Annotated in this window: 18 protein-coding genes and 4 pseudogenes; 16 read left to right on the top strand and 6 right to left on the bottom strand. The window is 32.5% G+C overall.

Annotated features, from left to right (window positions below):
- Positions 1-47: 47 nt before the first annotated feature.
- The 6 genes from ACX5JI_RS23900 (at position 48) to ACX5JI_RS23875 (ending at position 4383) form a co-directional block, all read left to right on the top strand.
- Complete coding sequence (locus tag ACX5JI_RS23900; protein ID WP_459503476.1) at positions 48-509, top strand: GNAT family N-acetyltransferase; 462 nt, start codon at positions 48-50, stop codon at positions 507-509.
- A 29-nt stretch (positions 510-538) separates the two neighbouring features.
- Positions 539-877: a divalent cation tolerance protein CutA gene (gene cutA, locus ACX5JI_RS23895; RefSeq protein ID WP_459503475.1), complete on the top strand. Its 339-nt coding sequence runs from the start codon at positions 539-541 to the stop codon at positions 875-877.
- Positions 878-1259: 382 nt separating this feature from the next.
- Complete coding sequence (locus ACX5JI_RS23890) at positions 1260-1508, top strand: heterocycloanthracin/sonorensin family bacteriocin (RefSeq protein ID WP_459503474.1); 249 nt, start codon at positions 1260-1262, stop codon at positions 1506-1508.
- A 150-nt stretch (positions 1509-1658) separates the two neighbouring features.
- Positions 1659-2681: a serine hydrolase domain-containing protein gene (locus ACX5JI_RS23885; protein ID WP_459503473.1), complete on the top strand. Its 1023-nt coding sequence runs from the start codon at positions 1659-1661 to the stop codon at positions 2679-2681.
- A gap of 53 nt (positions 2682-2734) precedes the next feature.
- Positions 2735-2878, top strand: a complete 144-nt coding sequence (locus ACX5JI_RS23880) for a hypothetical protein (RefSeq protein ID WP_459503472.1) — start codon at positions 2735-2737, stop codon at positions 2876-2878.
- Positions 2879-3183: 305 nt separating this feature from the next.
- A complete protein-coding gene (locus tag ACX5JI_RS23875) occupies positions 3184-4383 on the top strand; it encodes an L-lactate MFS transporter (RefSeq protein WP_459503471.1) in 1200 nt (399 codons plus the stop codon).
- 36 nt (positions 4384-4419) lie between these two features.
- Here the strand turns inward: ACX5JI_RS23875 and ACX5JI_RS23870 are convergent, their stop codons facing one another.
- Entirely contained in the window at positions 4420-4857 is a 438-nt protein-coding gene (locus tag ACX5JI_RS23870; protein ID WP_459503470.1) for a permease, read from the bottom strand.
- 150 nt (positions 4858-5007) lie between these two features.
- Between ACX5JI_RS23870 and ACX5JI_RS23865 the strand changes: the two genes are divergently transcribed.
- The 4 genes and pseudogenes from ACX5JI_RS23865 (at position 5008) to ACX5JI_RS23850 (ending at position 6915) form a co-directional block, all read left to right on the top strand.
- On the top strand, positions 5008-5496 hold the full coding sequence (locus tag ACX5JI_RS23865; RefSeq protein ID WP_459503469.1) for a CcdC family protein: 489 nt from the start codon (positions 5008-5010) through the stop codon (positions 5494-5496).
- Between the two features lie 167 nt (positions 5497-5663).
- On the top strand, positions 5664-6101 hold the full coding sequence (locus ACX5JI_RS23860; protein WP_459503468.1) for an NUDIX hydrolase: 438 nt from the start codon (positions 5664-5666) through the stop codon (positions 6099-6101).
- Between the two features lie 77 nt (positions 6102-6178).
- Positions 6179-6370 (top strand): annotated as a pseudogene (locus ACX5JI_RS23855) (NUDIX domain-containing protein); the annotation flags it as partial.
- A 35-nt stretch (positions 6371-6405) separates the two neighbouring features.
- Positions 6406-6915, top strand: coding sequence for a GrpB family protein (locus ACX5JI_RS23850; RefSeq protein WP_459503467.1), 510 nt, complete (start codon positions 6406-6408; stop codon positions 6913-6915).
- Positions 6916-7141: 226 nt separating this feature from the next.
- On the opposite strand, the gene ACX5JI_RS23845 is transcribed toward ACX5JI_RS23850, so the two are convergent.
- A complete protein-coding gene (locus tag ACX5JI_RS23845; RefSeq protein ID WP_459503466.1) occupies positions 7142-8473 on the bottom strand; it encodes an erythromycin esterase family protein in 1332 nt (443 codons plus the stop codon).
- 928 nt (positions 8474-9401) lie between these two features.
- Between ACX5JI_RS23845 and ACX5JI_RS23840 the strand changes: the two genes are divergently transcribed.
- The 5 genes and pseudogenes from ACX5JI_RS23840 (at position 9402) to ACX5JI_RS23820 (ending at position 15002) form a co-directional block, all read left to right on the top strand.
- On the top strand, positions 9402-10106 hold the full coding sequence (locus tag ACX5JI_RS23840) for an ABC transporter ATP-binding protein (RefSeq protein ID WP_459503465.1): 705 nt from the start codon (positions 9402-9404) through the stop codon (positions 10104-10106).
- Positions 10107-10108: 2 nt separating this feature from the next.
- Complete coding sequence (locus ACX5JI_RS23835; RefSeq protein ID WP_459503464.1) at positions 10109-12433, top strand: ABC transporter permease; 2325 nt, start codon at positions 10109-10111, stop codon at positions 12431-12433.
- A gap of 293 nt (positions 12434-12726) precedes the next feature.
- Entirely contained in the window at positions 12727-13257 is a 531-nt protein-coding gene (locus tag ACX5JI_RS23830; RefSeq protein ID WP_459503463.1) for an RNA polymerase sigma factor SigX, read from the top strand.
- A gap of 3 nt (positions 13258-13260) precedes the next feature.
- Positions 13261-14238: a DUF4179 domain-containing protein gene (locus tag ACX5JI_RS23825; protein ID WP_459503462.1), complete on the top strand. Its 978-nt coding sequence runs from the start codon at positions 13261-13263 to the stop codon at positions 14236-14238.
- Between the two features lie 346 nt (positions 14239-14584).
- Positions 14585-15002 (top strand): annotated as a pseudogene (locus ACX5JI_RS23820) (NUDIX domain-containing protein).
- A 1393-nt stretch (positions 15003-16395) separates the two neighbouring features.
- Here ACX5JI_RS23820 and ACX5JI_RS23815 read toward each other — a convergent pair.
- The 4 genes and pseudogenes from ACX5JI_RS23815 to ACX5JI_RS23800 all read right to left on the bottom strand — a co-directional run.
- Positions 16396-17119: pseudogene (locus ACX5JI_RS23815) on the bottom strand (YwqG family protein); the annotation flags it as partial.
- 75 nt (positions 17120-17194) lie between these two features.
- Positions 17195-17971 (bottom strand): annotated as a pseudogene (locus ACX5JI_RS23810) (DnaJ family domain-containing protein); the annotation flags it as partial.
- Between the two features lie 120 nt (positions 17972-18091).
- On the bottom strand, positions 18092-18484 hold the full coding sequence (locus ACX5JI_RS23805; protein WP_459503461.1) for a YxiJ family protein: 393 nt from the start codon (positions 18482-18484) through the stop codon (positions 18092-18094).
- A gap of 18 nt (positions 18485-18502) precedes the next feature.
- A complete protein-coding gene (locus tag ACX5JI_RS23800; protein WP_459503460.1) occupies positions 18503-19354 on the bottom strand; it encodes a patatin-like phospholipase family protein in 852 nt (283 codons plus the stop codon).
- A 185-nt stretch (positions 19355-19539) separates the two neighbouring features.
- Here ACX5JI_RS23800 and ACX5JI_RS23795 point away from each other — a divergent pair, with 185 nt between their 5' ends.
- Positions 19540-19917, top strand: coding sequence for a PH domain-containing protein (locus tag ACX5JI_RS23795; RefSeq protein WP_459503459.1), 378 nt, complete (start codon positions 19540-19542; stop codon positions 19915-19917).
- Positions 19918-19956 lie beyond the last annotated feature (39 nt).

Raw genomic sequence — 19956 nt, 5'->3', positions numbered from 1 at the left:
TTCAGGGGATTTTTTCTTTCCAATTCATTATTCCAAAGGAGGTTCATATGACAAACATACAATTGAAAATCGTGACCAGAGATAACTGGGAAGAGGCACTAAAATTACAAGTATCAACGCAACAACATCAATTTGTACCAGCTGTAGCTGTCTCACTTGCAAAAGTATATATCAAACCAGATGGTGACAATGTAGAATATATACCATTTGCTATATACGACAATGATATTATGGTTGGATTTATTATGCATGCCTTTGAACCGAATACATCTCATATGTATTGGATTAATGGATTTATGATCGATGAAAGTCACCAAAGAAAAGGATATGGTAAAGCAGCCTTATTTGAAATGATTAGATGGATTACGAATCATTTTTCTCAGTGCAAAGAAATTCGTTTAACTGTACATAAAGAAAACATTCGAGCAAAAAAGTTATATGAAAGCTATGGTTTTGTAGATCTTGGTCATATTTATGATGGAGAGCAAGTATACCGTTTACTTGTTTAAATTTATTAAGAAAGGTTGTGAAACAAAACATGCAATGTAAAGAAGTAAAAATCGAAATCTTTATTCCAGAAGAATATATTGAAAACTTACGAGACGAATTAAATAAAGTTCAGGCTTGTAAAGTGGGGAATTATGATAACTGCATATCTTACAGCACTGTTAAAGGATACTGGAGACCGCTAGAAAACGCATCACCTTATAACGGAGAAGTAGGTCAAATATGCGAAGGACAAGAATGTAAGGTAGAAATAAGGTGTAAACAAGAAATCGTAAAAGATGCGCTTGCGGTTATTCATAGAATTCATCCCTATGAAACACCTATGATTTATATTATGCCACTACTAAATGAGTATTTTGGCCAAATGTAATGGTTCTTTATGAAGATAAATAGGATAAGGTAATCCATGCACAAAAGGAAAAATCCTAATTGGAAACGAAATTTCATTATATTGTAAGAGAGATCACTATAAAAAATAAAAAGCTTTTAATAGCAAATTACAAAGGACACATTAGGAGAAACAGTACAACTCTCTCAAACACTTCTCAGATTACAAAAATCTCCTCTTATATTTTGAAACTCAATTCCATTATTTCATTATGTATACAAGTTATCTAAAAATAGGCAACTGAACAAGGTACATCACCCAGTCAAATCTCATATTTTGTTGGTGTACGTATTGAGATTGGTTTCTATTTTCTAGCTGTATTTGCTGGATAGAAGTTTCAATTTGTAAACGGAGGGGTATTAAAATGAATGAGTTTCAACAAGAACTGCAATCATTGAATTTAAATGATTATCATTCCGGAAACGTTATGTACTGGGATTATCAAAACCAATATCCATATTATTATGCACAAGAAGATGCTCGTCGCTGTGGTGGTTGTGGCGGTTGTGGACGTTGTGGTGGCTGCGGTGGGCGCTGTTTCGGCTGCGGCGGATGTTTCAGATGCTTTAGTTGTTTTAGTTGTTTTGGCTGTTGGAGCTGGTGGTTTATTTAACTTTGTAACATAAATGAAGGGATTGTATGAAAGAAAAGTGTAATTGGAAAGACACTTTTCTTTCATTTTATAAAGCAGCCAATTTAAAGGGCATCTTCTATTTTCGTCGAAGTTAATATTTGATACAGCATTTCATATAGAGGTGAATAATTGCATACATATCAAAATTTAGTTTCATGGGTAGAAGAAATTAAAGAACGGAATCATAGTTCCGCAGCGGCACTTTTTATTATGAAAGATAATGAGTTGGTGCTTGAACATTATAGCGGAAAACATTCTAACACCGAAAACAGTGCACTAGTAACAGCTTCTTCACAATTTAATGTTGCTTCAGCTAGAAAGAGTTACTTAGGTTTAGCGGTTGCCTTTGCATTATATGAAGGGAAAATAAAAAATCTCGATGATTACGCAGCTGATTATTTTAAATCCTATGATAAAAGTTTACTTGGTAACACAACGTTAAGGCATTTAGTAACTCATTCACATGGTTTAAATGAAAAAACAGACGGAACGATTTATCGGGAATTCGAGCCTGGTCAAAGATGGGCTTATAGAGATATTAATGTACGCATGATGACACACCTTATTTATCAGTTATACGATAGAAGCTTCTCTGCGCTATTAAAAGAACGTGTCTTTATACCTGCAGGCTTTAAAGAAACTGGGTGGAGAAAAAAGCATGATAAGAATTTAGTAAAGGTAATCGTAAATCCTCGTGAAAAAGCAATTTGTGGTACAGGAATGTTAGATGATGGAACTGAAAAAAACCTTTTTGTTTCTGCCAGAGAATTCGCCTATTGGGGGAATTTACATTTAAATGAAGGGTGTATAAACGGAGAACAAATCGTACCGAAAGAGGTTATTCAAATTGCAACTAGTCTTCAAAGTCCAAAATATGAAAACATAGACTTACCACAAAATGGATGCTTTTGGTTCGTTCAAAACACACCAGCTTTACAAAGTGAACTTGGGGAAAGGGTCCCTACAGGTTCGTATCAAATATTAGGCATTACAGGACCCACTATTTTAGTTATTCCCAAATATAATGTTGTCGTTGCTAAAATGTATAATAAAAGATATAACTATGGAGGAGATCATTATCTATATTATTTACGAGAATTTAGCAATTTAGTCGCTGATACATTCGCAAAACCATCTTTTACATATCAGTAAAAATATTTAAGTTAGGGTATAACTATTTTTATAAAGAAAAGGAGTGTACCCTGATGAAAAAACAAACAAGTGAAAAGAAAAAACAAAATACCAAAGACATAAGCATTGAACAAAATGCTATATATAGTGATCCAAAAGATTCAGCCAATATGCAAACTGTACCTCAGCCAAAAGATTATGATGAAATCGAATATTAATTCATTTTAATCTTCTATAAGACTTTTTTATGAAAGTAAAATACATCTTAAGCCCTATAAAAAGAAAGCTATTATTTGGTACTATATGTACATAAGCATTTGAAAATGTCTTATCTTAACACAGCTTTTCTGCAATAAAATTCGTATATAATCTACAAAAAGGCACTTCGCTTAGGCGGTGTCTTTTTGTATGCGAAAAAATAATGGAGCGTCTTAATTTCCAGCTTTACATTCGTATCTTATACATCCTGATGGATATACTAACTTTTGATAACTTATGTCAATTACAGAAAGGGACAGTTTGCATGAAACAATCGTCAATGCATCCATGGCTCATTGTCCTCGGCACAATCATTGTACAAATTGGTCTTGGCACAATTTATACGTGGAGTTTGTTTAATCAACCGTTAGTAAATAAATTTGGATGGGAACTTCATGCTGTAGCTATAACATTCTCTATTACCAGCTTTTCTTTATCATTTTCAACTTTGTTTGCAGGGAAATTACAGAAAAAATTAGGGCTGCGTAAATTAATTGCGATCGCAGGGATTGTTCTTGGCTTAGGTTTAATCCTTAGTTCTCTAGTGTCTTCATTGCCATTATTGTATATATTAGCAGGTTTTATTGTTGGATATGCAGATGGGACAGCTTACATTACATCATTATCAAATTTAATTAAATGGTTTCCAAATCGAAAAGGCTTAATTTCTGGTATATGTGTTTCAGCTTATGGAATGGGAAGTTTAATTTTTAAATATGTAAACGGAACATTCATTGATACAGTTGGGGTGTCACAAACCTTTTTATATTGGGGAATTATTGTATTGCTTTTAGTATTAACAGGTACATGTTTCTTACGTGAAGCTGCCGAAAACAACATAATGACCGAAACGTTACACACGGATTATACAACCCGAGAAATGCTACAAACAAAACAAGCATATTTGTTATTTTTCATGTTATTCACATCATGCATGGGCGGTTTATATTTGATTAGTATGGTAAAGGATATCGGTGTTCAACTTGTAGGGCTTAGCGCTGCTACCGCCGCTAACGCTGTTGCGATGATTGCAATTTTTAATACGGTTGGCCGAATTATTCTTGGGACGTTATCTGATAAAATAGGGCGATTAAAAATTGTTTCCGCTACCTTTATTGTTATTGGAGCATCTGTTTTCACCTTAAGTTTCATGAACTTAAATTACACAATTTATTTCATCTGTGTAGCAAGTGTCGCTTTTTGTTTTGGAGGGAATATCACGATATTCCCAGCAATAGTGGGAGATTTCTTTGGCTTGAAAAATCATAGTACAAATTACGGAGTCGTTTATCAAGGATTTGGATTTGGAGGGCTTGCAGGATCATTTATCGGTGCATTATTAGGTGGATTCGTGCCAACCTTTATTACAATAGGCGTGCTATGTATTTTTTCTTTCATTATCGCTATTTTGATTCGTCCTCCAAGCAACCAAGAACTACAAAAAGAAAAACAAAAACTAGCCTAACAGATGCAAAAAGAGCCCTAAATATTAGGGTTCTTTTTACGTAGGTTTGAATTTTTTATTTCCACTTATTTTATAAAGGATATAATTTACACCAGAATATATTCCGCCGAATACTAACAAAGATAATATAAAGACAATCATACCTATAATAAAATCGCCAATATCTCCAGTTCCATTTATATTAGAAAAATCTAGATCCTTCATTTTACTAATAATATAGCCAAGAATATAAGACAACACAAAGCAGATTACAAAAGCAAAAACGAGATGAACTGTAAATTCCTGATTTGATACTTTATCGAATATGTAATAACAAGATCCCCAAAACCCTCCCAAAAGCGCTAAAATGAATACACCTTTCAAAAACACCTTAATATTAATCCAACATTGAAATACCATTTGCTTATACGTTTTACGATTACGCTTTTTCTTTCTCAGTCTTTTCTTTTTGTGAGGTTTCATTTCATTCACCATTAATCTTTTTCTCCTATTATAAGAAACATCATTGAAACATTCCAAATAATAGCATTTAAAATTGGAATCACTTAAAATATACGCGTATAATAAGCATGTATTTAAAAGGTTATTATTAGATTTTACAATATTAAAAAAGGAGGCTCATATATGGGAACAACTTCACCAAACATTACTTTCTTTTTCAGTATTGCCGTACTTATCGTGTTATTGAGAATGCGTTCTATGAATCGACCAATGAAAAGAAAGGGGAGACGTATTTTATTTCCGTTATTCTTTTTGATACCAGGTCTTTCTCTATATTCCGTACCAATGAAACTTGAAATATGGCAAATCAGTTTAGCGGCAGCTATTGGACTTATATTATCTATACCTCTTGTTATATTAAGTGGATATGAGATAAGGGGAGACGGGCAAATTTATCCCAAAAAGAGTATTGCCTTTATCGCGACATTTTTAGTAATCGTATTTATTCGCTATTATTTTAGAAGTCATATCGAAGGACTAGATCCACAATCTGTTGGTGTTCTATTTTTCACGGTAGCTTTGGGCTATATAGTACCTTGGCGCATTGGATGCTACTTGAAGTTCCGAAAAGTTTATCAAGAAAAACAGCAAAATACACAAATTATAAATTAAAGAGAAAATCATGTGTTTTTTATAGACACATGATTTTTTGCTAACTATTGAAGGATATGCTATTTCGAAAATAAAACCTATTTACAAAGTTAGAATTTGAAATTCGTAACAAGGGATACTTCGCTTTATAGAGAACTGTATATTAGAAAATAACAAAGGAGGTTCCTATGAAACAAGTAACAGTAACATATGTACTACTTTATGATGAATTTCAAGAGAAAGTATTAATGGTTAAAAATACAGGCTCACGCGCATCTTATTTCACTTTACCAGGTGGTGCAGTCGAGTTTGGTGAAACGTTAGAAGAAGCCGCAACTCGAGAAGTAAAAGAAGAGACAGGATTAGATATAGAAGTAGATGGGGTTTTCTCAATAAGCGAAGCGTTTTTTGAAGAGAGAGGTCACCATGCTATTTTCATTAACTTTATTGGGGAAATTATAGGCGGCGAAATACATATATCACGGCCCGAAGAAATCGAGGAAATTACATGGATGGATTTGCAAACTGCTGAAACATATTTACGGCTTCCCGAAAACGTAAAAGGTCTATTACAACGAAAAGAAACTGTACCGTATATTTTTAATGGGACGATTATGCATAACTAAGTGTAAAAACATGTAAACCTTTTCCCTTTTTTAGTTTGATAGAATTAGATTACTAAATAAAAAGGAGCGAAGATATTTTGTACAACTACACTTTGTGTTTCATAAAAAGAGACGAAGAAATCCTCATGTTAAACAGAGAATACGCTCCTGCTAAAGGATTATGGAATGGTGTGGGAGGAAAAATAAAGAGCGGAGAAACATCCTTAGAAAGCGTAATTCGTGAAATTAAAGAAGAAACAGGTATTGATGTTAAAAGCAATCAAATTCAATAAGAAAAGGGCTGTATGCAGGAGGAGTTAATCAAATGTTAGGGTTACCCCATGGTGAAGTTTTTTTAGTTTCTTGGACTGAGGAATGGGAAGTCGAATTTTTAAAAGAGAAACAACTAATTGAAAAACAAATTGGAGAATACATTTTGGCAATACACCATATTGGAAGTACTTCTATTCCACACTTGAGTGCAAAACCTATTATTGATATTGCGGTTGAATTAAAGAATGTTGAAAATGGTGTGAAATGTATTGCTAAGTTAGAACAGTTAAATTATAAGTATAGAAAAGATGTATTACCTGAAAGATATTATTTTAATAAGGGAGAGCCGAGAACACATCAAATTCATATGTATGAAAAGGGTAATAAATATTTAATTGAACAATTGTATTTTAGAGATTACTTAAAAAATAATAAAACTTCTCGGATTGAGTATGAACAGTTAAAGATTCAACTTTCACAGGCTAATCCCAATGATAAACATAAATATGCAGATGATAAAACAAACTTTGTTAAATCTATATTGGCTAAAATAAATAATTAAAAAAGGAGGCTATGTGTAACTATTCACCTTCCGAAATTAAACAACTTTAATATTCTTAAAAAATCGTAAAGCGAAAGAAAAGCTAACCTTTTAAACATCTTTAGTAACCATCTATCAGCGTACAGATAAATGGTTACTTTATTTTTAAGAATATAATTAAACGACTTTATTATCTCTATACAACATAGACAGCGCACCCTATATTTCGTTGGCGCGCTGTTGGCTTTTATTTAATCTGAGAAGGCGTAATATGCTCTAACCAGAGAATACCATCATACTGTTCATTAGGAATCATATACTCATCCCAAATCCCCCAATATTGTCCTATAATTTGTGAGTACATCCAAGACGTTTCAGGGCGGTTTTTCTCATTTTTTAAATTTACAAATACTTGCGGATGTTGAGCTGCTTTCAAAATAGCTTCAATGCTATTAGCCTGATGTTTGTCAATTACATGTTTAATCTCATCATTCTGATCATCTAAACTACTTCCACTATATGCATATACCCCAACAGAATACATTTGATCTTTTAAGTACTTTGGTAAAACATCCATCATATTAGGATATTTTTTTGAATATGGAAAACTCATGATCATTTTAGAATTTTGTTTTCTTATATGATAATTATGTCCCCACACCATTATTTTTTTATTCTTATATTGCATTTCACTTAACCAAGCTAAATTTTGTCCCATTTTTTGATCACGAGAATAAAATGTATAATCCATCGAAGGTTTTTCTTTTACTTCATATGAAAGATGTGTTTTTAGTGTATCAATTCGAATACTAATCGTTTTTTCGAGAAGGTTTATATCATACGATGCTTTAGGTGCTACTTGTTGTAATTCTTTTTTATGTTGTTGAATAAACTCTTTTACTTTTTCGTATTTACTTAAAAGAGGTTTCTGCATTGCTTGGAATTCTTCATAAGAAGAGACAGAACGATATTTCACAATTTCTCCCTCTGCTTCTACAAGTAGTTTACCTATTTCAGGATTCAATTTGCTAACCCATTCGTTTGCAGAAGTTGCAAATGTAGCAGAAGAAGCGTTCCACGGTATTTGTATATCAAATCCTGTTAAAATAAGAGGTGTTCCTTTTTCTTTTTGTTCTTTTATATACTGAAATAATTCTTCCACATCCTCAGTATGCCACACTCCATAAATCGCTTTCTTCATTGCTTGTTCGGCTGTTAAATTATCCAAGTTTTGATACACAGCATTCGCCTCGGCAAAACCTGATTCAAACGCAATCACATCATAACCCATTTCTTCATGCAAATATTTAATCATTCGAACCTTTGATTGATTCATTTCAGTTGAACCATGAGTAGATTCACCTAATAAAACAATACGTTTATCCTGTAAAGTTTGTTTTAAAAAAGATAAATCCTCATTCGTACTAGCAGTCGGCTCCTGTAATTTAACCGCATGCTCACGAACCCAATTCTGCCATTTCCCTTGATCTGCCGGTAATTCTTCCGCAGATGCTGCAGTTGAAAACGCTGTTAATGCAAATAAAGTCGTTACAAATCCTTTTTTCCATTTTGAAAACACACATACCCCTCCTGATTTTTTATAAACTTAATCATATAAATCTAATTATTTATAATTCATTTAAACAAAATAGAGACAATTAGATTTATATATTCATACTAAAGGATAGGTTTTGTATAAGGCAAGAAAAAATGTAAAATAATTCTATCAAATTATAAAACTCTGTAAATTGAAAGGCGATTGTAAAAAGAGGTCTAAATACAAACTAAAAACAAACCGACTTGATGAATACACTGATTGGTATTTTCGTACCACTGTACATACCACGTATGACACTTGAAAATAAGACAATATATAATGAATATCATAATTCATATACAACAGCATACATAACATATATGGATCTATTTTGAGGAGATGGGCAAATGAAGGAATACAAACCATTCATTCGCCAAGAATAATTCAAGTGTTATCATTCCGAATGAATATATAAGTATATACAATTAATGATTATTCATGGCATTTTTTTAGTATTTTAAGATTGCTCCTGCTTCAGTATAGTATTTTCTAATCGACTCTCCCGCAAATAGAGAGTTTTTATTTTGACCAAAGTGTAATCATTGGCTTCTTAATTTTAAGAGGAGATATAAGCAAATTACCGAATAAAACATACAGGAATTTTGACTAATAGACTGAGAACTTAAGGGAGAACGCTGATGGCGGCGAGACAAAACTCCTTCTGGAGACCGATACTCAAATACGTCGTCTGCAGGATGAAACTTTTCACTTGGTATAGTATAACAATGAGAGAAACAAGCGAACTAATGGGGGAATACTCGAATTATCGTAAAGTTTAGATATGAGCTGATGACGTTACCGGCATGGTCCAAGATGCTAAAAAAGTTTAATTTGAATATTTCCGGTCTTTAAAAACTGAATATTTAATTAAATTAATTTTCAAAAATAAGATATGAAGGAGATGTAATATGTGAAAAAGTTAATTGAATTCAAAGAAGTAACGAAAGAATACAAAATAGGCGAAGTGCCAATCCAGGCTCTTGCTGGTGTTAATTTTTCCATAGCAGAGGGAGAATTCGTCGTTATTCTGGGTGCAAGTGGTGCAGGGAAGAGTACGATTTTGAATATACTTGGTGGTATGGATACAGCTACCTCAGGTCAAGTGTTTGTTGGTGATCAAGAAATAACAAAATTCAATGAAAAAAAATTAACGGAATATCGAGGTGAGAAAGTTGGCTTTGTATTTCAATTCTATAATTTAATTCCGAATTTAAACGCTCTAGAAAATGTTGAATTTGCCACTGAAGTATGTAAAAACCATCTGGATGCTAAAGATATTTTACATAAAGTTGGATTAACGAATCGTATTAAAAATTTTCCATCCCAACTCTCTGGAGGAGAACAACAAAGAGTCGCTATAGCTAGAGCCGTTGCAAAAAATCCTTTACTTTTACTTTGTGATGAACCAACCGGGGCTTTAGATTATGTTACAGGTAAGTCCGTCTTAAAACTTCTTCAAGATTTGAACACAGAAACAAAAAAATGCGTTGTTTTGGTTACACATAATTCTGCGATTGCTCCTATGGCTGATAAAATTATTAAGGTTAAAAGCGGAATGATCGAAAGTGTTACGATTAATACTGAAAAACAAAGTATCGAAGGGATCGAGTGGTAATTATGAAATTATTTTTAAAATTACTAAGGGATATTAAACAATCTATAGGGCAATTTATAGCCTTAGTTTTGATTACCGCTGTAGGAGCTTTTTTCTATGCGGGGTTGATAACGTATAGCGATAATCTTAGTGCCTATGTTAAGAGTTACTTTCAAGAACATAATTTAAGTGACTTAAATGTATATTTCAGTCAAATTCCCAAAGATGATGTGGCTAATTTAAGCAAAATTGAAGGTATCAATAAAATAGAAGGGCGTTATACCTTTGACGCTACGCAAACCTTTAAAGATTATAAAACTTCATTAAAAATTCATTCGATCCCTGTACAAAATGAAATAAACACGCCTACGATGATTGAGGGGAGTATCCCATCAAAAAAGGATGAGATCTTAGTAGATTCTCGTTATGCCAAAGAACATCATTATCGTGTCGGTGATCAAATTAGTCTAAGTGCGAATGGAAGGAATTTCAAGTTTACAATTAGCGGCCTGGGGGAGAATGTTGAACATGCAAAAAAGAATGAAATACAAGATCATAAAACTTACGGAATAGCTTATATTGCCGAAAAGACAATACCTGAAATTGTAGACGACTTTTACTATAATGAAATCATGATTGATGCTCAAAAAGGATACGATATTGACAAATTAGGTAAATCAATTGAAGTACAATCCAAACACCTCACTTATTTGGATCAAGTAAGTAAAGAACGGACTTTCAATTATTCTAAAATAAACCAAACGATATATAATAACAACTTAATGAGTAAAGTTATACCTTTCGTTCTCTTTTTGATTGAAGCGATTATCCTGTTCCTTACAATGTCGAGGATGATAGATTCTCAAAGAAATCAAGTAGGTATTATGAAGGCTTTAGGTGTAAAAAATAGAAATATCATGCTTCATTACATGGGATATCCTGTGCTAGTCGCTATAATAGGCTCAATCATAGGATTTATCATTGCCGCTACTGTATTTATTCCGCTAGTAACTACGTCGAGTGCAAGAGCTTATTCTCTGCCTGACATTACATACTCACTTTCTCTTTATTCCATCATTCCTCCCATCATTTTCTCTAGTGCTTTTGGACTCCTGTCATGTTATTTAAGTGGTAGAACGATATTAAAAGAACGCGCGGCGCAGGCTATGCGTCCTAAACCACCAAAGAATATGAAAAAACTTTTTATAGAAAAAGTTCCACATATTTGGAGTCGTATTTCCTACAGTTACAAACTCATTTTGAGAAATATATTTTTAAATAAACAAAAAGCTTTAGCGAGCTCAATTGGTGTTATTATAAGTACTGTTTTATTAATAGCTGCTTTTGGTACTCAAACGGCCTTGCTGAAAGTAGCTAATCAAATTGAAGAGGTTTATACGTATGATTTACGAGTAGATTATACGATGGGAACATCTTCTGATACGAAAAAGCTACCCGCAGGTATTAAAAATAGTTATTTTTTATCCACCTTTCCTACTGAATTTATAAAAGGGGAGAACAAAGAAAATGCCACTCTAGTTGTTACTGAAAAAGAAAACAATCTCATTCACTTCTTTGACGAGCATGAAAATAAGATATCTTTAGAAAATAATGGTGTACTCGTACCAAAATCTTACGCTGACAAATATCATATTTTAGAAGGGGATATAATTCAAATCAAGTTCACAGCACCAGAGCTTAAAAATAAATCTGTAGATATGAAGGTTTTACATATATCTACACAGTATTCGAATCCATCATTTTATATCACACCAGCCTATTTAAAGACTTTTGGCATAAACTACAGTCCAACCTCACTTTTAGTTGAAGCAAATAGTTCTACAGACCTTAAAAATGTTCGTAACTTCTTTGAACAAAATCCTCATGTAGATACCATTGCAGATAAAAATGATCTAAAGAAATCAGCCCAATATATTTTGAAACAAAACAGTTTTGTATTTATCATGTTTATCATTTCCGCCATCATACTGTCCTTTGGCGCTATATATACGATATCTTCCATAAACATTTATGAAAGGAATCGTGAGCTAGCAACACTTAAAGTATTAGGCTATCAAAAACATAAAATAAACAGACTTATATTTTTTGAAAACATCATACTAACTGCATTTGCGGTCATTGTAGCTTTACCGATAAGTAGCTATGTTTATTCATTTATCGTAAAGGCACTGTCGAGTACCCATCAACAAATCCCGGATAAACTAAATATTTTTATCATGTTGCTTTCTATTATTTTGGCGTTCTTACTTACCATTCTATCTAACTTACTACTTAGGCGAAAAGTTAACAAAATAAATATGATTGAATCGTTAAAAAGTATAGAATAAAACGTTCGAGGAAAGGAGACAGAAACAGCCTAATCCATGCCGAGATGGCAACCGTTATCGTCAAATGGAAATAGCAGAGAAACGCGTTGCAATCAGTTCGTTTCTCTGCTACGGTTGAGCAGAAGGGATACATGAGAGGATATACGAATAGAACGTTCCGTCTTTTGCATTCATCTAATTGAAAGATGAATGCTTTTTTTCGTACATAATAAAAAAATAAAAATTTTTGTCACAAAACTAGGTTTTCTGGTTTCTATATAATGCAGGCATTAAATGAGAGTGAGGTTTTATCCATGTTAACGATAAAAAGGGAAGAAAGGCCTGATTCGGATGTGACATTTGAAAGTTTGTTTAAACAATACTACGTTTATGTTGTAAAACAGATTATATACATTGTCAAAAGTCAGACTATCGCCGAAGAATTAGCACAAGAAGTATTTCTGCAACTATATCACAACGATTGGAAAGCAATTGAAAATGTACCTGGATGGCTCATAAAATCTTCTACTTATGTAGCATATAACTATCTCCGATCTGAAAAACGGCATCAGGCAAGAATAGATAAGACCATACAATATCATGAAGTACAACATATTTCCTCTCTAGATGATGACTGGATACGAAAAGAAGAAATGACAAAGGTACAAAACGTACTCAGTAACATGAATGAGCGAGAACGAACCATTTTATTACTGAAATTTTCTGGTTTTCAATATAAAGAAATTGCAGAAGTGCTTCAAGTTGACATATCTTCTATTGGTACATTATTAGTCCGAGCCAAACAAAAATTTCGTAAGATTTATAAACAATTAGAGGAGGCATAACAAATGAGTTGTTATAACAAGGGGTTTATTCAAACGTATATGGACGGGGAGCTTTCTCATGATAAAAGAAAGGAATTCACAATACATCTAGATACATGTGAATCATGTCAAGATGTATTGCTAGAAATCAGTAAATTAAATCAATGGGAAAACGTATTGTTAGAGGAAGAAACTATACATTCATCACAAGAAATCAAAGTTGATGTTGATCAAGCGTGGAAAATATTTGAAAGTCGCACAAAATCAGAAAATATTGCTTATATAAATCCAAAAACGGAACAGAAGAAGGGCTTGTTTACAAATATGAATAAAAAATCAAAACGTTTCATGTATACAGCAGTAGCTGCAGCAGGGCTTTTTACAACAGCTATGATTCCACAAGTGCAAGTGGCAGCTACGAATATCGCTTCCTATTTTTTAAATGAAATTTTAAATGATAAGGTTGTAAATGAAGGAATGAAAGATGAAAATGGGGTTACACAAGACATGATGAAAAATGGTCAATTCATTCCGATTGATGAAAAAATTACAGATCAAGGTGTTACTGTACATTTTAAAGAATTATATGTTGCGGATTCACGTATATCCGTTCATTATAAAATTGAAAAAGCGGATGGAAGCTTAGTAACGTTTGAATTTGATACATCGGGATTAGATCTTAAAAACGATGGCAAAAAAAATAATCAACAAAAAGAAAATCCAGAGTACCTAGAGAAAAATGGTAACTTCTCACAATTATCATTTATTCAAGGAGTAAGTGGTTTACCATTCAAACTCATGGCATCAGGTGAAGAATTAAAGCATGTAGGGATTCGTGATAAAGATAGACCAGAAGGCGTCATTACATTTGTTGAAGGCCCTGAAGGTAAAGAAGCTTTTAAACAACCACTTACGTTAGATGTAAATATAGCGAAAATCGGAAAAGTAGCTGGATCTTGGAAAGGTCAAATTCACATTGATCCTACAAACTTGAAAAAATAAAGTGAATGAAAAAGAAAATCGAACGATGTGTATCCAGCACAATTCTTATATTTTGCCTTGCGTTACTTACATTTATTTCGTACATGATTTTCATCTTATCTTTTGGCTAATTAGGACTATAAAAAATTATTTAGTTTCATAGGAAGAAGAAAATAATTACTGTAAGGAATACATAATGTAAAGTTTCTATTTAAATTCAATTTTATCAAAAGAGAGTTAAAAAAAGCTGCTTTTATTCTATTTTTTATGTATTTTAAGATGAATTTCATTGCCTTATCAAAAGGAAAATATCTTTGTCTTGTCAAACTTACATGTAAGTACGTTAAGTGAATAAGGGGGGGAGAAGATGAAAACTCAATTTCACCACATTGTAAGAGGTGTTCTCATAAAAGACGGAAAACTTTTAATAGCACATTTTAAAGGGCATCATTCTTTTTTGCCAGGAGGACATATCGAATTAGGAGAAGCAGCTGAAAAAGCGCTTTTGAGAGAATGGGAAGAAGAAATAGGACTTGCTTGTTCAATTGAAAAATTTCTTGGTGTAGTAGAAAATCAATGGAAAGATGGAGATACATTACGAAATTAATCATGTTTTTAAAGTTCAAAGTAATAAATTAACTCCCGAAACTCCTCCTAAATCTAGAGAGTCTCATAGTGAAGGTAATCTAAAAAGATATAACGTCATGCCAGACACTGCTGTGCAAAGCTTAATGAAAAAAATGCAAGAACACGATATTGAATCGTATTGGGTTAGTACACTTTAACTTTCAAAGCATTCAGAGCAGAAGACAATAAACTTGATAATAGCTCATTTTTAGCAAATGTTAGGAAAGGGAATCAACTAAAATGAAAAATGAGAGAAGGGAGGTAAAAAATATTTTTTGAAGCAGTACCATGTACGATACTTAAAAATAAAGCGATATATAATAAGCATAAAAGCCTGGCGCAACAAGTGCTGAAAAATATGAAAGAAAGAGTTTTAAAAACGATTATAAAAATGTAAATGCGGAGGGAAATAATATATGAAAGTACTATCAATTATACCGAGAGTATATATTCCTGAATTAAATCCCCATCTAGATTTTTTACAAATCATTATTAGACCAAGAAGTTCAAAATGTATTTTCTATAGGAAAAATTGATGTTGCAAAGTTTCCGAACTTATTAGTACTCGCTGGAACTGAAAATAACCCCGCTTATAATATCACGGCGACCATTGTAGTAGACTCTGTTAATGATGCTAAAGAATTTATCAAGCGTGAAGGCGGAGAATTATTGGTAGAGCCTTTATCGATTCCTAATGGATTAAAAATGATTGCACGGCATCCTGATGGAAATTCATTTGAGTACATAGAACCTAAGTAAGGTAAATTTTATACAATAAGATACTTATGGGATCAAAGTAGAATTACATAAACGAAGACATTTGTTTTACTATCATAAAATCCCCAAGGCCTTTTAGAAAAAACTAAATAAGAATATCAATAACAAATTCGCATGATATCACGCATATTGACTTGATTTAAAACGAATCAATAAAAAATACGACACAAATTCGGATACTAATTTTAATTAAATGATCATATACATGAAAAGATCCCGAGTTTGTGTCGCTAAACAACAGGGGACAAGGAATAATGAGGTTCAACAAGTTTATCGTTTTTCTAGTTAACATAATATAAATTATAGGAAGTTATGAAGAAATAGCATTTCTCTGTCTCTAAATACAAGTAAACTATACTAAATGAGACGAAAGAGAAATATTGGATGAGATTTTCTTTACGTACTATTTATTTTAGATTTTAAACATTTTCACGCTCATTTTATATCATTCATTTCACCAAAATATTTTGTAGCAATCTTTACATTAAAAATCTTAGAGATGAAAATTAAAACGCCAGCTTAAAATAAATTTTGATTCAATTCATAAATTATATTTCGTTTATATAAATTCTTTTCATTTGTATGCTGTGTCAATTATTCCTCTATTTCTGGTTCTTTTAATATATCTAATTTATTGAATATGAATGAAATTAAAATTTATTCCCGTTATTATTGTTCTTTTTGCGGATTTGCTGCGATTTTTTATTTTAGTTAACATAATTCCTATTTTACATATTAAAAAAATCCTCCTGCTTTTTAGGAAGATTCTTTAACCCACATTATATTTAAAGAATCATCTGTATCAATTTGCAGCAGTAAAATATTGTGTTCTCGATATGATTCCTCCCACTCTCTTAGGTCGGTTTGTGTAAAGAACGGATATCCGCCAATATTGTGTCCCTGACTTTCGAAAGAATCTCCATACAAGTCACCAAACTCTATTTCATTTTCGCTATCAATGATATCTTCTAAATCTACAATATCTTTAAAAAATGACTCAAAACGATAATCTCTTAGCGTTACAGGCTAATAACCTGCCTCAAACTTTAATTTTGCTGCTTCTGGCACAACAAAATCCTCTACATTAATAGCATTTAAATAACTAAAGTCCGTTACAACCTGTGATTCATCATGATTTACTTCAGAATGATGAATAATTCGAAAGTCTTTTTGCTGTGTTGGATGATCAAAATCAGCCCCAACAAGATCATCTTCACCGCTCACAAAAAAACTGCAGCAATCCTTTTTCCGGCATAAGTTCGATATGAGGAATCTCTTCAAAGTTCAACTGCGCAAGTAACATCATAGATTTTCCCTTTGAATCTTGCGGGTGTTCATGGTTAATTGGTAAATACGGATAACCGCCAAATTTACTCTCAAATAGAGTTGTTTCACCTAGTTCTCCCGTCACTTTAATATAAGGCTTTACACTCGCTTCTAAAACACTTCTATACCGTTCTAACTGCTTTGGTATTTGTAAGTGATATGTATTTGTCATTCTCCATTCCCCCTTACATAATAAAAAATAAGCTTCCATCAATTATATAACAAGTGGTAGGCTTATAGAAAAACACTAAAAATCCTTTTTTATCCTCATCTTTTGAGCAGTTGGTGGACACAATACATTATGTTCCGAAGCTTTTTTATTTATAGTTTCAATTAGCTTTGCTGCTTCTGCAGAATATGTAATCTCTTGCAGTTTGTCTTTTAAATGATCAATTTCTTTTGAAAGCTCAATCCACCTAGGTAAAACGTGGTTATCCTTCAATGTTTTATAAAGTTGCTTTTCAGGATTATAAGAGAGATTTTTATCAAAATTAAGCGGCCTCCCCTTGCCAGGTAAATCATCGAAAGCTCCTGATTTTTCTGCACGCTTAATGATAGAACTAACATGATCCTCATACGTATAAGACCAAACTTTCTCATCCTTTACTAAAATCTCTTGTTTTTTTAACGCTTTATCTATATCCTTTTGATTCATATTTTTCCTCTTCCCTTCTTTTGAAGATAACGCCCTTGAATGTTTTAGCGCTAATATTCCCTCAACCAACTTTTCACGCCACCAAATTTCGTCATGGCCGCCTGGAAATTCACTATAGGCAATCTGATACTCTTTTTCTCTAAGTGCCTTAGATAGGCTTCTATTAGCCTTTAAAAGCGGTTCGTTTTCAAGTTTACCCGCTGCTATATATGTACGTAATCGCAGTGAATGACGAATTGATAAAAATTGTTTCTCTATCCAAGGAAGTCCCTCTTCATCCCCATCCTTTTTCCGATGTGCAGAACCTGACAATGACAGCACATTTCCAAAAATATGAGGATTCTGAAGCGCTGCATAAAATGCTGCTATTGACTTCATTCCTTCCTCCTTCACCGCATTATATTAATACTTCTTTTTTGGCAAATAAATTCCTATATAAACAAGGTACATATGTTGTATTTTTTATGAACAAAAAACACACAAACAAGTTTAGTCTGTGTGTTGGGAGTTTTCATAAGTCAGATAATAAAGTAATAATTTACGTGCTCTTTCATAATACATATAGTCTCTATAGAGTAAGTGGTAATCTGTAATGTGTTTTTCTAAAAAGTGGAATTGTTTAAAGTGATCAAAAAATGATACGTGAAGTAATTTTATTTGCTCAAATGGAATTTTTTCGATCCTTCCATTTAACACATAACTTAATGTCCCGGAAATATTCATCCAATATAGATTCAAATCAGCATTTATACAATCATCCTCAGAAAACATCTCCTTAAAATCTCGGTACATATTACGTGTATCACGATATGGGAATGGTTTATATAAATGGCTATATAGTTTCTTTAACTCTTCAAAAATCACCTTTTTTCCTAATATCAATCGCTCACCTCAAATTTTTTAGTTATTTATCCACTGTAATAAGTTATCGTACTGTTCTTTTGCATCGCTATACCCTAAGTTATATAAGTGAACAAGTTTGTCTTTATTTCTTTCAATCCCGCTAACAGGAAGTTGCACACTTGGTTGAATGACAAAAAAGTTTTCTTTTTGTTCATCCGAAGCCATGTAAGAAACAGTTTCATTATAAAACCGATAATGGTCTACTAAAAGCTCAGAGACTTTCGGATATCGTCTAAATAAATATTTTGCCACCAGCGAAAACTTATTACGTTTTTTTTCATACCCTTTTTGTTTTGTCATAATAACAATATTCTTTTGAAACCCATCTATTTGCGCCTTTCGAACAGGAATAGGATCAATGATTCCGCCGTCTAATAGCTTCTTACCATCATAGTCCACAGCAGGCGCAATAAATGGTACAGAACTTGATGCACGAATAATTTTTAATATATCATTCCCATGCTCTTGCTTATTATAATAAACAGCTTGTCCCGTCTTACAATCTGTTGTACCGATTACAAACTGTTCATTTGTATGTAAAAACGTTTGAAAATCAAAGGGTACAATTTTATTAGGCACTTCATCAAACAGAAAGTCCATACCAAACAATTCTCGTTTTCGGATTAAATTTCGATAAGATATATAACGATGATCCGATACTAATTCTGTATTTACTTTTTTATTCCTCCCTTTTTGACGCGACAAATAAGTTGCCCCCATGCATGCACCTGCCGATACACCAACTACATATGGGAAAAACAAATCATTTTCCATAAAATACTCAAGTACTCCTGCTGTATATAACCCTTTCATGCCTCCGCCTTCTAATACTAAACCGATATGTTTCATCTATACTCCCTCTACACTTCTCTCTTAATTTTATAACTCATTTTAGCACAAGATATCATGATGAGATATTAACAAATCATTGCATTCTCTTTAAAAAGCCCTAATTGCATTGTAAGAATTTCTTAGTCTATAACGTGATACAATAAAAGAAACTCATTCCACAGATCATAAAGGAGGAATTTCATATGGGTTTATTTAGTGGTATTTTAGGAAATGCATCTGATACGAGTACAGAAAATGTTGAGCATGATTTACAAAAAATTATGCTTGATGATGAACGAGTTGAGTATGCATATAAATTAATTCGAGACTTAATTGTATTTACAAACCGACGAATGATTTTAGTGGATAAGCAAGGAGTAACTGGTAAGAAATCAGAATATCACTCTATTCCATATAAAAGCATCACACAATTCAGCATCGAAACAGCAGGACATTTCGATTTAGATGCTGAACTAAAAATTTGGGTATCGAGCATGCATGAACCAATTACAAAAGAATTTAAAGGTGACGATACTATTTTAAGTATTCAAAAAGCATTAGTAACATACACAACAAAATAATTATTTTTGTATATTTATTCAATTTTAAAAGTATATACC

The sequence above is a fragment of the Bacillus sp. C1 genome (assembly GCF_054570475.1).
This window is presented reverse-complemented; position numbering and strand designations above follow the sequence as displayed.

Excerpts from the sequence above, each read along its gene's own strand:
- ACX5JI_RS23830 (WP_459503463.1), top strand. The coding sequence starts at position 12,727 with ATGTTAACGATAAAAAGGGAAGAAAGGCCTGATTCGGATGTGACATTT.
- ACX5JI_RS23865 (WP_459503469.1), top strand. The coding sequence starts at position 5,008 with ATGGGAACAACTTCACCAAACATTACTTTCTTTTTCAGTATTGCCGTA.
- ACX5JI_RS23795 (WP_459503459.1), top strand. The coding sequence starts at position 19,540 with ATGGGTTTATTTAGTGGTATTTTAGGAAATGCATCTGATACGAGTACA.
- cutA (WP_459503475.1), top strand. The coding sequence starts at position 539 with ATGCAATGTAAAGAAGTAAAAATCGAAATCTTTATTCCAGAAGAATAT.
- ACX5JI_RS23835 (WP_459503464.1), top strand. The coding sequence starts at position 10,109 with ATGAAATTATTTTTAAAATTACTAAGGGATATTAAACAATCTATAGGG.
- ACX5JI_RS23875 (WP_459503471.1), top strand. The coding sequence starts at position 3,184 with ATGAAACAATCGTCAATGCATCCATGGCTCATTGTCCTCGGCACAATC.
- ACX5JI_RS23900 (WP_459503476.1), top strand. The coding sequence starts at position 48 with ATGACAAACATACAATTGAAAATCGTGACCAGAGATAACTGGGAAGAG.
- ACX5JI_RS23890 (WP_459503474.1), top strand. The coding sequence starts at position 1,260 with ATGAATGAGTTTCAACAAGAACTGCAATCATTGAATTTAAATGATTAT.
- ACX5JI_RS23800 (WP_459503460.1), bottom strand. The coding sequence starts at position 19,354 with ATGAAACATATCGGTTTAGTATTAGAAGGCGGAGGCATGAAAGGGTTA.
- ACX5JI_RS23880 (WP_459503472.1), top strand. The coding sequence starts at position 2,735 with ATGAAAAAACAAACAAGTGAAAAGAAAAAACAAAATACCAAAGACATA.
- ACX5JI_RS23870 (WP_459503470.1), bottom strand. The coding sequence starts at position 4,857 with ATGGTGAATGAAATGAAACCTCACAAAAAGAAAAGACTGAGAAAGAAA.
- ACX5JI_RS23850 (WP_459503467.1), top strand. The coding sequence starts at position 6,406 with ATGTTAGGGTTACCCCATGGTGAAGTTTTTTTAGTTTCTTGGACTGAG.
- ACX5JI_RS23860 (WP_459503468.1), top strand. The coding sequence starts at position 5,664 with ATGAAACAAGTAACAGTAACATATGTACTACTTTATGATGAATTTCAA.
- ACX5JI_RS23825 (WP_459503462.1), top strand. The coding sequence starts at position 13,261 with ATGAGTTGTTATAACAAGGGGTTTATTCAAACGTATATGGACGGGGAG.